This window comes from Streptomyces sp. NPDC001787, assembly GCF_040297465.1.
In the GTDB taxonomy this organism is placed as follows: domain Bacteria; phylum Actinomycetota; class Actinomycetes; order Streptomycetales; family Streptomycetaceae; genus Streptomyces.
This window is the reverse complement of sequence record NZ_JBEOZE010000014.1, coordinates 1-15,942: the sequence shown is the minus strand read 5'-3', so window position 1 is coordinate 15,942 and position 15,942 is coordinate 1. Positions and strand designations below refer to the sequence as shown.

The window sequence follows — 15,942 nt, the reverse complement described above, 5'->3', positions numbered from 1 at the left end:
TCGGCGCACCCGGCTGCGGATCCTGGATGCGCGCAGAGCCGGTGGGCCACCGGCTCTGGAGCGTCACCGTCAACGGCCCGCGGGACATCTGGAAAGAGATCCAGGACCTCGCCGATCGGTGGCGGGCCGCACGCTCCCCCGACCGCTACCGACTCTCCTTCGACGCGGACGGCGGGCAGCGCGCCGCGTCCGAGTGCGGACGCCTGTCCTGGCCCCTACCCGCCCCCCACCCGCTCGATGAGGGAGCCACCTCGTGACCTACCCCGACGGGCCCCTTCCGGGCCTTTCACCGGAGCAGGAGACCATTTTCGAGGGCGCGGCGTTGAGCTACGCCCGCCACCGCCCCGGCCTGCCGGACACGGCGGTGCGCCTGCTCGCCGGCACGCTGCGGGGCCGGCCGTCCCCGGTGCTGCTCGATCTGGGGACCGGAACCGGGCAGGTGCCCTTCGCGCTCCTGACCGCCGGCGCTGACCTGACGCACATCGAAGCGGTCGACGTCAGCCCGCAGATGCTGCATCAGGCCAGGCAAACACTCACCCCCGTGCTCGGCCACTGCACCCTCACCCTGGTCCACGCGGCGGCCGACGCCTATGAGCCGCTCGCGACGCTGCCCGGAGAGCCGGACTCCGGCCCGGACCTGATCACCTTCTGCCGGTCCTACCACTGGATGAACGGTGAGGCGGTCCTGGAGATGGCCGACCGGGTCGCCACACCGGGCGCCTCAGTGGCGATCATGGGCGACGGGAGCCTGTGGACCCACGACGCCGACTGGACCCGTGTGCTGCGTGAGTTGATCCAGCGCTACCTGGGCGCCGAGCGCCGGGCGGGCGCCCGTCGTTCCTACGACGAGCCTCGCCGCTCGTACGAGGAGGACCTCGCCGCCTCGGCGTTCAACGACGTCACTGAACGTCTCTTCCCGGTGACCCGCGCGTGGGCGCCGCGGGAGGTGCTCGGCTACCTGCGCACCACGTCCTTCGCCGGGCCTGAGCTCTTCGGAGAGCGGCACCAGGCGTTCGAGGACGAGGCCCTTGCCCTTCTCCACGCGCACGCGGTGGACGGGTCTCTGGTCGAGGACGCGACGTTCAGGGTTCTGCTCGCCCGGCGTCCGGAGGGAGCGCGATGAGCGGCGGGCAGCGGCACACCGAGCCGGTGGACGTCCACCTGATCCTGCGCCGGGAGACTGCCGCCGGGCCTCAGGTTCTGTTGTCCCGGCGGGCCGGGCAGGTGTACGCCGCAGGTCTGTGGCACCTGCCGTCGGGGCTTCTGGACGGTCCGCAGGAGGACGTGGTCACCGCCCTGATCCGCGAGGCGCGGGAGGAGACCGGGGTCGTCATCGACCCGGCCGATGTGCGGGCTGCCGTGACCGTGCACCACCGAAGCCCCGGAGGCGCCTCCCGTACCGGGCACTTCTTCGAGGTCCGGCGGTGGAAGGGCGAGCCCGAGATCGCCGAGCCGGACGTCTGCGACGCGATGGACTGGGCACCCCTTCACGCACTGCCCGCCCAGATGGTGGCGTACTGCCGTGCGGGCCTGGACGCCTACATCGCCGGCGCGTGCCTGGCCGTGCACTTCCAACTGCCGGGCGACAGCATCGCCTTCGACCCCGGCGCCGACCGGCTGAGTCTCGTGCCGGACGTGACCGGCCAGGCGTTCACCGCCCGTCCCGACGCCGCGGTCGTGAAGTTCGCGGAGCAGGCGGTCGGCCGGATCACGCAGTGGACGGATACGTCATGGGCGGAGGAGAGCCGCGTATGGCGGGTCCACGGCGTCCAGGGTGGCACCTGGTACGTGAAGGTGCACCAGAACGAGCGGTTCCACGGCCGGGAAGTGCGGGGGCTACGGACGTGGGCGCGGGAGCTGGGGGCGGCCGCCCCCCGGCTGGTCGCCGCCGACGAGACCCTGCGGGCGGTGGTCCTCACCGCGGTGCCGGGCCAGCCGCTGCACGGCACCGTCCTTGCCCCGGAGCGGGAGAGGGAGGTCTTCCACCGGATCGGCGCGCTGGCCCGCCGCATCCACCAGGCCTCTCCCCCACGGCCCGCTCCCGCCGGCAGCGGCCCAGCTGTCGCCAAGGCCGACCGGCACCTGGCCGGGGCGCAGTCTCATCTTCGCCCGGGTGATGAGGAGTTCATCCGCGCGCTCGTCCGGCAGGCCGAGGCCCTGCCACCGCTGGAGTGGGTGGAGACCCATGGAGATTTCCAGCTCAGAAACGTCCTCGCCATTTCTGACGCCGGTGCCGAGACGGATGACCGTGAGGTCTTCGTGGCGGTGATCGATTTCGAGCGCAGTGAACCGGGCCCGGCCGTACGGGATCTGGTCCGTCTGTCCGACGCCTGGGCCGGCCGCGACGACCTGTTCGAGGCGTTTCTGGCCGGGTACGGCAGGACCCTGACCGCCGCCGAACAGGCCCGGCTGGTCATCGACGCAGCTCTCGATTCCGTGAGCGGTATCGCCTACGGCGCTGCCCACGGTGACCCCGAGCTCGTCGAACGCGGCCGGCGGACGCTGGCCCGCCTGCGTGCCGAGCACCGTGCAGCCCTCTCACCGACAGGAGATGCCCCGTGAACGCCGACACGGCCCCCACTGCCGCGGCCGAGCCGCGCGACGCCGACGGACGGCCGCCGGTCCGCGCGGCAACCCCGGCTGACGCCGAGACCATCACCCGGATGCGCTCCGAACATGTCCTGTCCACACCGTTCACTGAGGACTGGGTCCGGCGGTGCACGGACGAGCTGGCGCCACGGCTCACGCCGGGTGGAGACGCCCGGGCCTTCGTCATCGACGCTCCGGACGGCACGATGGCCGCCTGCGCCCTCGGCCTGATCCACCCCGTGCTCCCGGCCCCGGCCTACCCCCGAGGCCGGGCCGCCCGCGTACAGCTGGTCGCCACGCACCCGGACCACCGGCGCCGCGGTTACGCCCGGGCCGTCGTGTCCGCACTCCTGGACCACCTCGCCGACGTCGAGGAAGTGACGCTGTTCGAGCTGCACACCAGCCCGGAGGCCGCTTCCCTGTACCGGGAGTTCGGCTTCAGCGGCAACCCGGCACTGATGCGGATGACTCGCCACCACCATCTGGCCGGTGCCGTGCCCGGTGCGCAGCCGGAATCGACGTGGGTGCCGCCGCAGCAGTACGCCGACTCACTGCCCCGGGCGGCCGCGTACGTGTGCCTCTACGTCACCGACGAGGACGACCGGCCGCTCCAGCTGCGCTCCGTCTACTCCCCCGGCCACCCCTGGCACATGATCGGCGGAGCGATGGATCTGGGCGAGGGGCCCTGGGACGCGGTGGTGCGCGAGTGCCGGGAAGAGACCGGCATGACCGCCGCGGGCCCGCCCCGGCTGCTGGCCACCGTGTACGGGCAGCCCCGGGAAGGGCGTCCCTACAGCACGCTGCAGCTGATCTTCGACGGCGGGCGCCTGACCGCTGAGCAGATCCGGGGCCTCGCCCTCAACCCGCGCGAGCACGACGAGGCCCGCATCCTGCCCCTGGCCGAGTGGGAGGCCTTGATGCCGGCCCGCGATTTCGTGCGGCTGCGCGCCGTGGAGGAGGCGCGCCGCACCGGCGTGGCCGCATACGTCGACACCTGGGGGAACGCATGAGCGCTGGCAGCATTGTCTTGATGTCCGACCGGAGAGTCGCCGCAATCCCCGTCCAGGAGCGCGGTGAGGCCCTCCTCGACGCCCGCGCGCACGGCCTGACGGTCGACGACCGCAAGCAGGACGCGGCGGGCGCCTGGGCCCACGTCCGCCAGGGTGTGCTCACACGGCTCCAGCAGGCGCAAGCGCTGCTCCCCGGCGGTGTGCGGTTGCTGTTCATTGAGGGCTACCGGTTTCCCGTCCCTGCAGCGCCGGTACTTCGAGGAGTACTCCGACGAGCTCGCGCGCCCATCCGGACTGGCAGGCCGCCGCGATCCGGGAGGCGGCCAGCCGCTTCGTGTCGCCTCCGGAGATCGCGCCGCACTCCGCCGGCGCGGCCGTCGACGTGACCCTGATCGACCACCAGGGCCGCGAGCTGGACATGGGCACGCGCGTCAACGCCTCCCCTGAGGAGTCCGACGGCGCCTGCTACACCGACGCCCCCACCCTGAGCGCCCGGGCCCGCACCAACCGGGCCACCCTGGGCGGTGCCCTGTCCGCCGCAGGTTTGATCAATTACGGGACCGAGTGGTGGCACTGGTCGTTCGGCGCCCGGTACTGGGCACTGCAGACCCAGCAGCCGGCCGCCCTCTACGGCCCGTCGAACTGCCCTGACACCGCACCACAACCCCGCCTTTCACGAACGAGGAGCGACCTGTGGGATACACCCGGACTGACTGGTCCGAGCACTACAACGACGGGCGCGGCTTCCGGCGGCTCGGGGACGAGGAGAAGGGCCTGCTCGTCGAGCACGCCCCGGCCCCCGAGGGCGGCCGCGCGCTCGACATCGGCTGTGGCACGGGCGAGCTGACCGTCTACCTCGCCTCGCTCGGCTACACCGTCGACGGAGCGGACTTCGCCGCAGGCGCGCTCGATCGGGCTCGCGAGGAGCACGCCGAGGTGGAGGGGGTGCGCTGGCTGAGTGTGGATGTCGAACGCGACGACCTGGCCGCCCTCGCCGAGGACGGCTACGACCTGATCGTCCTGCGGCTGTCCATCGCGTTCATCCGTGATCGCGCCCGTGTCCTTCGCGCTCTGGCCGCGCGGCTGCGCGAGGGCGGGGTGCTCGTCATCATCACGCCGATCGTGGAGAGCACGCCGGAAGAGCGGCGCCACATCGCCTTGGACGAGAACGAACTCGCCTCGCTCACCGACGGGTTCGAGCACGTCGAGCTGTTCGACGCGGAGGGCCTGGCGGTGCTGGTGCTGCGCGGACCGGCCGCATCGTTCAGCGCGGTGGAGAAGGGGCGGCCCGAGCCGCAGGCCGTCTTCGGTGCCGCAGTGGTGGTCACCGACGCGTTCGGCCGGGTTCTGCTGGGCCGCTCCACCCGGGGCATGGGGGAGCTGCCGGGCGGCCGGATCGAGACCGGCGAGGCCGCGCCAGCGGCCGCCGTGCGGGAGCTGAACGAGGAGACCGGGCTGACGGCGCGCGTGGAGGACGCGCACGTCATCACCGTGCTGCACGACGATCGGCTGGACGTACGCCGCGTCACCGCTGTGGTCCGCGTCTCCCGGTGGGCCGGTGAACTCGCTCTGCCCGAGCCACACCGCTTCGTACGCTGGGAGTTCCACGACCTGAACTCCTTGGCGACCCTCGGGAAGATCTTCGCGCCCAGCGCCGCCGCCCTGACTGCGGTGTGGCCCGGGGTGCTGCCGGGGCTTCCGCCGGTCCACTCCTATCCGTGCTCCGCCGCCGTCCCGCCGGTGCCGGGGGAGCCGGCCGAGGCGGTCCGGTTGCGCGAGAGGATGGCGGGCATCGTGATCAGCAAGGGCTGGGCATCCTCGCCGCGGGTCCAAGCTGCGTTGCGCGAGGTGCCCCGGCACCGGTTCGTCCCCGAGACCCGGCTGGAGACGGCCTACCACGACGACCTCGCCGTGGTGACGGTCCGGGAGTCACCTCAGAAGGCGCTCAGCTCCGTCTCCGCGGCCTGGCTGCAGGCCGACATGATCGAGCAACTCCGATTGGAGCCGGGGATGACCGTGCTGGAGGTCGGCTCCGGCGGATACAACGCGGAGCTCCTGGCGCACGTCCTGGGAGAGCGCGGCCGGGTGGTGACCGTGGACGTCGACCCGTACGTGGTGCACCGAACACAACGGCTGTGTGCGGAGGCCGGCAGCGGCCGGGTCACCGCCGTCCTCGGTGACGGCGGACTCGGCGTGCCCGGCCACGTCCCGGCCGGCGGGTTCGACGGGATCGTGATCACGCACAACGCGTCCGACATCGCACCAGCATGGCGAGAGCAACTCGCCGAAGGAGCCCGGCTGGTCGTGCCGCTGGAGATGGGCGGCTACACCCGCTCCCTCACCATGGTCCGGCGCGGCGACGTGCTGCACTGCGAGCACTGGACGTACTGCGGATTCGTACGCGACCGCGGTGCCGCCGCCCGTACCGCCCCGGCCGTCCCTCTGGCCGGCGGCGAGGTCACGGTGCGGTGGGAGGACGGGACACCCGGCGACACCGCTTGTCTCGACGAGGCTCTGCGCGGGCCCCGGCACGAGCACTCCACGGGCCTCGTCGTGCAGGGGATCTTCAACTTCGAGACGTTGCAGGTCTATGCCGCGACCACCCTGGCGGGATTCTGCCGCCTGTCAGCGCCGGAAGGGTCCACGCTCGTGGAGCAGCAGGACGCGGCCGCGATCCTGACGGACGGCTCGCTCGCCTACCTGACCTACCGGAAGGTCAAGGACGCCCCGGAGCCGGCCGACCGCATGACGGAGTTCTTCATCCACGCCTACGGCCCAGCAGCCGAAGAGGTGGCGGAGCGCTTCGCGGAGTGCGTGCGCGTGTGGGACCGCGAGGTGCGCGAGAGCGGCTACCCGCCGTTGATCGTCCACCCGGCCGCAACGCCCGACGACCAGTTGCCGCCGGGCGACGTGCTCGACAAGCCCAGCGCACGGCTTGTCCTCCAGTGGCCGGGCCGGACCCCGGCGGACGCACTGAGCCTCTCGACCGTAGGGGGACAGCGTGCCTGACCCCCACGAGTTGACCCCCGAGAAGGCGGCGTCCTCCGCCTGGCCGTCCCTGCTCGGTGTGTTCGCCCATCCCGATGACGAAAGCCTCCTCGCCGGCGGGGTCCTGGCCCAGCACGCTGCCGCGCACGCGCGCACCGCTGTCGTCACCATGACGTGGGCGTCCGACAGTTCGCGGGCTCCCGAACTCGCCGACGCCCTGCGGGCGCTCGGCGCGGGTCCCCCTCGCATGCTCGGATACGGCGATGCCCGCAACGAGCGGGCGGCTCCAGGCCGTCCCCGGCTCGTCGACGCACCGCTCGACGAGGTGGTCGCCGCCCTGGTTCAGCAGATCCGCTCGTTCCGCCCCAACATCGTCGTCACGCACGACGCCCTGGGCCAGCTGACCGGTCACCCCGACCACCGCCGTACCCACCAGGCCGCTCTCCTCGCCGTTCACGACGCGGGGCTCCCGCACCTTCACCACGAGGCCGGTGAGCCCTGGCAACCCGCGCGCCGTGTACTGCGCCACGCACCCCGAGTCGGGTGTCGGCGAGCTCGGGCCGCTTCTGGAGGCCGTCGGCAAAGCCGTGCTCGCGGTGCCGGATGCGTACGCCACCACCACCGTCGACGTCACCCCCTGGCTGGAAAAGAAGTGGGCAGCGGTCCTCGCGCACCGCGGGGAAGTCGCCCGCGAACGGCCACTGCCCGGCATTCTCGCCCGCCTGCCTGAGGACATTCGGCGCGGCATCATCGCGACCGAGCACTTCACCCGGCTCGCGACCGGGCCACTCCCTGATGCTTCCCATCGGCTCACCGCCTGACGGCGGGCAACCGCCTCGCTCTTCCCCGGGCTGCAGCCCCTTCTGATCTGGAGAGTCATGACGACCACATCCGTTCCCGGCGAGCTGCCCGGCAGCGCCATGACCGACGAGGCGTACGGCGCTCTACGCGCCTCGGCCGCCCTGTGGGTCGGGACGTCCGTGCTGATCACCAACCAGTTCGGGCAGGTCCTGGTCCAGCACGTCGACTATCTCAACACCTGCCTCCTGCCAGGCGGTGCCGTCGACAAGGGCGAGTCCCCCGCTCGCGCCGCCGCCCGTGAACTGGGCGAGGAACTCGGGATCACGGCTGCCCCCAACCAGGGCCTGGCCGTCGACTGGGTCGCCGCCAGCAGCACCAGCGCGCCAGCGGCCATGCGGTTTCCCGGCGAGCTCCTCCATGTCTTCGACGGCGGAGTCTGGGACGACGACCGAATTGGCGAAATCCGTCTACCGCCCAGCGAGATCACCGCGGTCGAGTTCGTCGAACCCGCACGGCTGCCCGAGCTGCTCTCCCCGCCCGACGCCCGACGCGCCCTGTCCGCGCTGCGGGCCCGGATCAACTCCGCCGGCACGGCACTCCTGGAGAACGGTCAACCCATCGCCCCCAGTGCCCTCGACCGCCTCGGCGTTCTACAGACCGCCCGTCCGACCTACCGCTACCCCTGGCATCAGGGTCCCGCCCCGGACGGGCTCGCGGTCGCCCAGGTATGGGCATGGCTGTTCGCGCCGGACGGACGTGTCCTCGTCCTCCTCGACCCCGAGACCGGCGTTGCCGTCTTGCCAGGCGGCAAGCCCGAGGCACAGGACCAGGACAACCCCGTATCCACCCTCCTACGCGAAGCCGAAGAAGAGGCGGCCGCCCGGCTGGAAAGGCCGCTGTTCCTCGGGCACGTCACCGATCCCTCAGCCCGTCGCGGCTACTACCGCTACGCCGCCGCACTCACCAGCATCGGCCCCGCACGGCCCGATCCAGCCACCGACACCACCTACGCCCGCGTGCTGGCAACCCCCGAACAAGCCGTACAACTCTTCGACTGGGGGCCGACGGCCGCAAACCAACTCGCCGCTGTCCACCAAGCCCGCAAGCACCTCGGCATCCCCCACGCTGTCCCTCAGCCCGTCACCGAACTCACCGGCTCTACCACCTGGTGACCACCGCTCTGCGTCCCGCTCCGCCGACCCCGAGGAAACAAGAACCGCTCACCCCACATACCTCCACGCGCCGATGTCCTCATACCATCCCCCGAGGGCATGACGCTACGCGGTGGCTACGTGATTGCCTCAGACCCCGCCGGTCGCCTGCGCCACGACGGCCAGGGAGCTGATCGTCGGGACGTTGACGCCGGGAATTCAGTCCCTGCACGCTACAAGGGACTGCCCTGACCAGCGCATCTGTCGTGGGCCAGCAGGGACCAAGGGACTGGATTGCGTGTACCGAGGGATGGTGCGGCCGTGACTGGCCTGCCTTCCCCGTCCTTCAGAAGGGCCCCTGCTTCTCCGCCTCCCCCGCAGTGCTTCCGCCGCGGTAGCGGCAGGGGGAACTGGCTTGACCTCCCGCCCTCTCGGCAGGTCAAGGGCCGTCGCAATAGGTTCCCCGTCTCGGGTTCAGTGGGTGAGTGCGGTGGCGAGCTGTTGGAGCCGGAGTTGGGCGCGAGGTGAATCGACGTGTTCGGCGAGCGTCGTGGCCGTGTCGTGCAGCTGGGTGGCTCGGTCGGTGTCGCCGCTCTGGCGGTGGGCGTCGGCGAGGTCGAGGACGGCGAGCATGTGATCGCGGGGATAGCCGAGGGAGGTGGCGGTGACGCGGCGTGTGAGGTACGGCTCGGCGTGGTGAGGCTGTCGGGCGGCCAGCCAGGCGCGGCCGGTGGCGGCGTCGATCGCGGTGTGGGAGAGCCATTGGCACCACCAGGGTGCTCCGGAGCCGAGACCGGTCTTGTCGAGCTGTTCGTGGGCGGTGTCGCTGGCGCGGCGGAGGTCTTCGGTGTCGCCGCAGCGGCCGGCGGCGAAGAGCCGACGTTCGGCGATGACGGCGGCCAGTGCGGGGGTGGTGCCGGCTGCGGTGTTGGTGCGTTCGGCGACGGTGAGGAAGACGGTGGCTTCGGCGTGCTGTCCGAGCCATGCGGCCTGGTAGGCGGCTGACGCGAGGAGGTTGCTCGTCGCGTGGCGGGCGGCGGGGTGGGGTGATTTTTCGGCGGCCAGGCGCATTCCGGTGTGGTAGATGCGCTGAGCCTGCGGGTGAAGGTTGTTGTCGAAGGCCATCCAGCCGTATTGCTCCGAGAGTTCGATGAACGCGGTGTGCAGGCGTCGGACGTTCGCGTTGTCGCCTGTTGCACCGTTGACGATGCGCGCGGTGGCCTGCCACAGGCCTCCGGCCCACTCCAGGGCTTTGGTGCCGCTGCCGTCGGTGTCGTCGAGGTCGCGCAGGTCCTGGATGGCGTGGTCGATGTTGTCGATGACCTTGTCAGCGCGTCGAGGGGGGCGTCGGCCGGTGCGTCCAGGTGCCGTCGTCGGGTGGCGCGGGTTCTGGGGCCGTCCCAGCCCAGTTCCGCGGCCGTGACCGGACGTTCGGCGCGGTTGCCCAGTACGGCGAGGGCGTCGCTCTGGTTGTCGGGGTGCGGCCGCGCGGGGTTCGTGCGCACCCATGAGTAGCCGCTCTTGGGGTCCAGGGGTCCGCAGCCGCGGCCGGCGCGGACCTCGTTGATGCGGGCGATCAGATACTCGGGGTTCCAGCCGAGCCTGCGCAGTAAGTCCGCGAGCGCGTTGTCGGCGGCTTGTGGCTCCATGCGTCATCCCTCGGGAAGGCGGACCTTGGCCGGACGCTAGCAGCCGGGGCCCCGGCCCGGTACCGGGCGGCGGACGCCGACCGGTGTACGTACACCGAGTTGGTGGATCCACCTCATACACCTCGTACACCTCTGGTCCGGGTGGGGGCGGGGCGGGTTGTCTGTGCGCCGGGCCGGTGCTGTGCCGGTCCTGGGGACGAGGGGATGCGTCGATGGCAGAAGCGGCTGTGGGTGCGCCGGGCAAGGCGCCGCGCGACATCGGGTGGGACCTGGCGGGCTGCGCGTGTGGCTTCGTTCACGTGAAGTAGCAGCGTTTGATCAGCCGTTTGGGCAGCAGTTGGCGATCTTGAGTGCAGCAGATGCTCACGAGAAATGACGTCGCCGTGGTGCGGTGCCACCGGAGTGCGGCAGAAGCAGGTCCGTCTCTTGATCACCGGTCGTTAGACTCCCGGGGTTCGGATGCTGTCGGTGGACTGGAAGGCCAAGCCATGGACGATGACCGTTGGGCCGACTGGCCGGAACGGTGGGTCGGCACGGACTGCGACGTGCGGGCGGCCATGGGCGCGATCCCGCGGGAGGTCAAGAACGGGTTCAGGTACGACGAGGTCCCCTGGCAGCGGTTCCCGCACTTCTACGGCCCGGGCGAGGAGATCCCCGGCCTGCTCGCCACGCTCGCGTCCGGAGACGCCGAAGCTGCCGACAGGGCCTTGGGGCGGCTCTGGACGAGTCTTCACCACCAGGGCGGCACGATCGCGGTGGGGGCACTGGCGGTGCCGTTCCTGCTCCGGATCGCGGCGACCGCGCGCCCCGAACTCCGTGCCCGAACCCTTCGCCTGGTCGCCGAGATCGGCCGGTGTCAGCACATGGGGGACGGATCACGGGAAGGCCTGCTCCAGGTCGCTGAGGAGCCGTTGATGATCGAGGGCAGCACGATGTGCCCGGTGGACTGGACGATCCAGGCCGCCCGTCAGACCGTCACGGACGACCTTCACCTTCTGCTCCCGCTTCTTTCCGACCCCGACCCCGAGGTCCGCTCCGTGACCGCCTATGTCCTGGCGGCGGCGACCGGCGAGCATTCACAGGTCTCCTCTGCTCTGCAGTCCAGGCTGGCGAAGGAAGACGATGCGGTAGTCCGGGTGAGCCTGATCCTGGCGATCGCCCAACTCGCCCGCGAACACGAGGAGGAACACGCTCCCAGGTGGGCCCGGGGCCTGTGGTCGGATCCCGGACGACCGCCCGAGGTCCGCATCGGCGCCGGCCTGGCCTGGCTGTGCCTGGTCACCGACCCTGCCCCCGACGAGCTCCGTGCCCTTCTCACCGACCCCGGCACCCGTCAATACGACGGCCTGCTCCAGCCGGTGCCATGGCTCACCTGGATCGACCCCACCGGCGTCGGGCTGCGCAGTTGCATCGACGAAATGCTCACGGCGAACATCTCCGAAACAGTGCTTGACGATCCTTGGGGTGAAGGACCATGAAGCTGAACCATGCAGCGGTCAGCCGGCTTTGGCGGGCGCTTCGGTCCGCGCCCGGGTCGAGGCGAGGCGGTAGGAGTCGGTGCCGGTCTCGATGATGGTGCCGTTGAAGGTCAGGCGGTCGACGATGGCCGCGCAGAGGCGGGGGTCGGTGAAGGTCTTGGTCCAGCCGCCGAAGGACTCGTTGGAGGCGATCGCGACGCTGTTCTTCTCCTCGCGTTCGGTCAGCACCTGAAAGAGGAGCTCGGCGCCGTGACGGTCGAGTTCCATGTAGCCGAGCTCGTCGATGCAGAGGAGATCGACGCGGCCGTAGCGGGCGATCGTCTTGTTCAACTGCTTCTCGTCCGCAGCCTCCACCAGCTCGTTCACCAGCTTCGTGGCAAGGGTGTAGCGGACGCGGTAGCCCTGCATCGCCGCTTCGGTGCCCAGGGCGATGAGCATGTGGGACTTACCGGTGCCGGAGTCGCCGATCAGGCAGAGCGGCTGGCTCTTCTTAATCCACTCGCAGCTGGCGAGGGTGTTGACCACGGCGGGGTCGATGTTCGGGTTGGCGTCGAAGTCGAAGGCCCGCAGCGACTTGTCCCGGGGAAACCCGGCGGCCTTGATCCGCCGCTCCGAGCGGCGTCGGGCCCGGTCGTCGCACTCCGTCATCAGCAACTCGGCGAGGAAGCCCCGATAGGTCATCTGGTCCTTCGCCGCCCGGTCGGCGATCTCAGCGAACTCGCTGCGGATCGACGGCAACCGCAGCAGTCGGCAGGCGGTGTCGATGGCCGTGGTCGCGGCCTGCTCGGTCAGGTTTCGCTGGCGGGGCAGGGTCATGGCGCTTCTCCCTCTCGCAGGTCACCGCCGCCGACGCGACGGTGTCGGAGCAACTGGTCGTAGTGGGTCACCGAGGGCAGCGGCCTGGTGTCCGGCGGAAGATGATTGAGCCTCCACTCGTGCAGGAACGTCACGGTCGCCGCTCCCAGCCCGGCAGCCGGCCGCGGTGCCGGGACATCGGCGTCGGTGGGCTCGTCCTCGGCCTGGGCCACTTTGCGGGCCTCCAGCGCGACCGCGTCCGCTGTCAGGGCTCCGGCCCGTAGCGCGGTGGCCAGGCCGGCGACGATGTGCTCGTGCGCGAGGTGGCGCCCCAGCAGGAGCACATCGATCAGAGCCCGGGTGCCCTCGGCGTCGCCGTGGGCCCGGACCGCCGCGGCCCACCAGGCGTCGTGGACCGGGGTGAACTTCCCAGCGGAGCGGGCCTGGTCGAGTGCGGTCGCGCCGGGAAAGGCCCCCGGCTTGCGGACCAGTGCCTCCAGATAGTGGTCCAGCTCCAGGCGGCAGGCGCCCTTGGCGATCAGCCGCTCGTGCCGGGCCACCTCGACGTTCTTGTCGTAGACCACCAGGTGTGAGGCGTGCAGCAGCACCCGGACCCGCTTGCCGATCAGGCGGACCGGCACCGAGTAGCGGTTGGTGCGGACCGCGATCTGGCCGTAGCGGTCGACCCGCGGGGTGAACACCCGCCCCGTCTCGAACGGGTCCTCCGGCAGCGGCAGCAGCCGAGGGCGCTCGTCCTCGAAGTACTCGTCGATCGTCCGTGCCCTGGGCCCGATCCGGCGCCGTCCATCGTGCCGGTCCCACTGCTCGACCAGCTCGTTCAGCTCCGCCAGCGACTCGACCTCCGGCACCGGCACAAAGTGGTTGCGGCGGAAGTAGCCGATCTGCCCCTAGACCCCGCCCTACTCGTGGGCGCCCTCGATGCCGGGCCGGCAGTAGAAGCTCTCGATCCCGAAGTGCGACCTGAAGGCGATCCACCGGTCGGCCTCCACCCGTGCCCGGCTCAGCCCCAGCACCCGGGCAACGGCCGCCTTCAGGTTGTCGTAGCGGACCTTGCTCCGCGGAACCCCGCCCAGCGTCTGCAGCGCGTGGACATGGCCTTCGAAGAACGCCTCCTGCCCGCAGGACGCGAAGACGCGGTGGACGGCCTTGCCCGAGTAGGACAGACGGAAGGAGAACAGATAGCAGGTCACCACCTCGCCGGCGAGCCGCACCGTCACGTCCCCGAAGTCGACCTCGGCCTCCATGCCGGGCTGGTGCGTCTGCGGAACGAACGCCTCGATCGGAGCCTTGCCCGACTCCACCAGGATCTGCGGCTTGCGGTCAGCGACGTAGCGGCGAACCTGCTGGTAGAAGACCTCGGCACCGTGCTCCTCGACCAGGCGGTGGAAGATCCGGGTGACCGTGTGCCGCTGCTTGCGCGGCGCGTCCAGGTCCGCCCGCAGGATCCCGTCGACCACCGCCTTGTACGGATCCAGCGCGGTCGCCCGGGGCGGGAGCTTCTTCCGCGGCTCCGGCCAGACCGAGTCCACGGCCTTCCTGATCGTCCGCCACGACACGTTGTACTTGCGCGAGATCTCCCGCATCGTCATGCCGTCGCGGTGGTCACGCCGGATCGCGGCGTACAGCTCGACCTTCGACATCTGCGGCATGACCAGGGCCTTTCACCAGGAGCACTCCGATGCTGGCCCGGCAAGTACCCCGGTGACGTCGAAACTCGTGAACATCACCCGTCCGTGGTTCCGGGTGACTCCCAAACTCGTGAACAACTGACGTCACGACTCGTGATTAAAGCCACGCGTGGGACCGGCTCACGGGACTGGAGGGCAAGGGTGCCGTGTTCGCGGCGGACATCTGGACGCGTGAGGGCTGGTCGTCGCTGCGCCTGGCCCTGGGCGAGGCGGAGGCTTACCGGTTCGCCGGACGGGTCGCGGTGACCTGGCTCGGCCCGCCGGGTCCTGAGTGCCGTCGCGGGGCGGGGGTTCAGGGTTCTCGCTGCACGGCCGGTGCGCGTGGAGCCTGCGGGGGCCCGCGCGTTATGGGCGTACATGTGCCGGTGGGCAACGGTCGAGCGGCTGTGGCTGCTGGACGCGGTCGTCAACCTGGGACCCGGGCTGGTGGTGCTGTGGGCCGACCAAGACACGGGCAGCCCGGTGCCGGCGTCGTCGCGGATGACGGCCGCGAAGGGGGACGGCGCAGGCGGGAGGGGAGTTTGCGTGAGGTTGCGGGCGCGGTGAACCGGGTGCTGACGATGGTGCACAGCGCCGATGAGCCGACCGACGTGGTGCGGGAGCTCGCCGTGTTTGCCGGCAGGTCCCCACCCGGCCGGAAAATGCCACCGGGTTCGCACGCCGTTACCAACCTTGCCCGCCCGCCCGGTCCGCCGCGAGCAATCCTCCACAATCGGACATCGGCTGATATCCGATGGTGGTCCCGTCCTCCCGCCAGCCATTCCACCCGCTGTCCCGGCCACCCGCAGGCACGCTATCGATTGCGCCGTTACTAAAGCGTGTTGCACAAGGCTGCGGGATGGGTATTTCTCCTGTATGGGTGGGGTGTTGCGAGCTGAGGCGTTGTGGGTGGAAACGTTCACCGGGTTGCGGATGCGGCAGTTCGACCGGCTTCTGAAGGTCGTGCGTGAGCGGGGTGGGAACGGGCCCGGCGGGGGTCGGCCGTGGTGCCTGCGGTTGGCGGACCGGGTGCTGCTGGTGGCCGTCTACTACCGGACCAACCTCACGATGCGGCAGCCCGCGCCGCTGTTCGGCTGTTCGCCAGCCACCGTGTGCCGGGTCATCCATCGGCTGCGGCCGCTCCTGGCGATAGAGCCCGCCGCTCGTCCGGCGGACGCCGTGGACCGGCTGTGGATCGTGGACGGCACCCTGATCCCGGTCCGGGACCGGAAGGTCGGCGCCTCCTCACGCAACTACCGGTTCTCCGCGAACGTGCAGGTCATCATCGACGCGGACACGAAACTCGTGATCGCGACGGCCCGCCCGGTGCCCGGCAACACCGCGGACGCCAAGGCATGGCGGGAGTCCGGACTGGCCGACATGTGCCAGGGAGTGACGGTGCTCGGAGACGGCGCCTACATCAACACCGGACTCGTCGTCCCGCACCGCAAACGCCCCGGCCGCCCACTCCTGCCCGGCGAGGAAACAGACAACGCGGAGCACCGACACGTGCGGGCCCGCGTGGAACACGCCTTCGCCCGCATGAAGCACTACAAGATCCTCCGCGACTGCCGGCAACGGCCTCCACTACGCAGTCCAAGCCGTCGCCACACTCCACAACCACGCCCTGGCCGCATGATCCCCAAGGGCACAGAACGCGGCTTCACCCGACCAATCCCAGCCTTCTGCAACACGCTTTAGTCGAGCTTGCCGGCATAGGCGGAGTCTGCACAGACGAGGGTGATCTCTGGGTGCATCAGGCGAAGGCGGAAGAGGAGTTCCTTGGCTGCGTC

At 70.7% G+C, this 15,942-nt stretch carries 9 protein-coding genes and 4 pseudogenes; 10 read left to right on the top strand and 3 right to left on the bottom strand.

The genetic code is table 11. The features are described from left to right. The first annotated feature begins 26 nt into the window (after window positions 1-26). The 8 genes and pseudogenes from ABT170_RS20040 (at window position 27) to ABT170_RS20005 (ending at window position 8,560) form a co-directional block, all read left to right on the top strand. The gene (locus ABT170_RS20040; protein ID WP_351869060.1) at window positions 27-257 is read left to right on the top strand and encodes a hypothetical protein; all 231 of its coding nucleotides are present in this window, start codon (window positions 27-29) and stop codon (window positions 255-257) included. Then, window positions 254-1,123, top strand: coding sequence for a class I SAM-dependent methyltransferase (locus tag ABT170_RS20035; protein WP_351869057.1), 870 nt, complete (start codon window positions 254-256; stop codon window positions 1,121-1,123). Before ABT170_RS20040 ends, ABT170_RS20035 begins: the two co-directional genes overlap by 4 nt. Beyond that, window positions 1,120-2,562 (top strand): phosphotransferase, encoded by a 1,443-nt coding sequence (locus ABT170_RS20030; RefSeq protein ID WP_351869054.1) that lies wholly within the window; start codon window positions 1,120-1,122, stop codon window positions 2,560-2,562. Before ABT170_RS20035 ends, ABT170_RS20030 begins: the two co-directional genes overlap by 4 nt. Continuing rightward, on the top strand, window positions 2,559-3,599 hold the full coding sequence (locus tag ABT170_RS20025) for a GNAT family N-acetyltransferase (RefSeq protein ID WP_351869051.1): 1,041 nt from the start codon (window positions 2,559-2,561) through the stop codon (window positions 3,597-3,599). Before ABT170_RS20030 ends, ABT170_RS20025 begins: the two co-directional genes overlap by 4 nt. Beyond that, a pseudogene (locus ABT170_RS20020) lies at window positions 3,596-4,248 on the top strand (M15 family metallopeptidase); the annotation flags it as partial. The gene ABT170_RS20025 and the pseudogene ABT170_RS20020, both read left to right, overlap by 4 nt. A gap of 44 nt (window positions 4,249-4,292) precedes the next feature. Further along, window positions 4,293-6,608, top strand: a complete 2,316-nt coding sequence (gene fxlM, locus ABT170_RS20015) for a methyltransferase, FxLD system (protein WP_351869048.1) — start codon at window positions 4,293-4,295, stop codon at window positions 6,606-6,608. Continuing rightward, a pseudogene (locus tag ABT170_RS20010) lies at window positions 6,601-7,408 on the top strand (PIG-L deacetylase family protein). Before fxlM ends, ABT170_RS20010 begins: the two are co-directional and overlap by 8 nt. A 57-nt stretch (window positions 7,409-7,465) precedes the next feature. Next, a complete protein-coding gene (locus ABT170_RS20005) occupies window positions 7,466-8,560 on the top strand; it encodes an NUDIX domain-containing protein (protein WP_351869045.1) in 1,095 nt (364 codons plus the stop codon). Window positions 8,561-9,013: 453 nt separating this feature from the next. Here ABT170_RS20005 and ABT170_RS20000 read toward each other — a convergent pair whose 3' ends face one another. Continuing rightward, window positions 9,014-10,195, bottom strand: coding sequence for an NsdA family TPR-like regulatory protein (locus ABT170_RS20000; RefSeq protein WP_502970542.1), 1,182 nt, complete (start codon window positions 10,193-10,195; stop codon window positions 9,014-9,016). A gap of 481 nt (window positions 10,196-10,676) precedes the next feature. Between ABT170_RS20000 and ABT170_RS19995 the strand changes: the two genes are divergently transcribed. Next, window positions 10,677-11,666: a hypothetical protein gene (locus ABT170_RS19995; protein ID WP_351869039.1), complete on the top strand. Its 990-nt coding sequence runs from the start codon at window positions 10,677-10,679 to the stop codon at window positions 11,664-11,666. 18 nt (window positions 11,667-11,684) lie between these two features. Here the strand turns inward: ABT170_RS19995 and istB are convergent, their stop codons facing one another. Together istB and istA are read right to left on the bottom strand one after the other, a co-directional pair. Next, a complete protein-coding gene (gene istB, locus ABT170_RS19990) occupies window positions 11,685-12,482 on the bottom strand; it encodes an IS21-like element helper ATPase IstB (protein ID WP_266357142.1) in 798 nt (265 codons plus the stop codon). Then, window positions 12,479-14,122, bottom strand: a pseudogene (istA, locus tag ABT170_RS19985) (IS21 family transposase). Before istA ends, istB begins: the two are co-directional and overlap by 4 nt. Before the next feature lie 903 nt (window positions 14,123-15,025). Between istA and ABT170_RS19980 the strand changes: the two are divergent. Further along, a pseudogene (locus ABT170_RS19980) lies at window positions 15,026-15,788 on the top strand (transposase family protein). Window positions 15,789-15,942 lie beyond the last annotated feature (154 nt).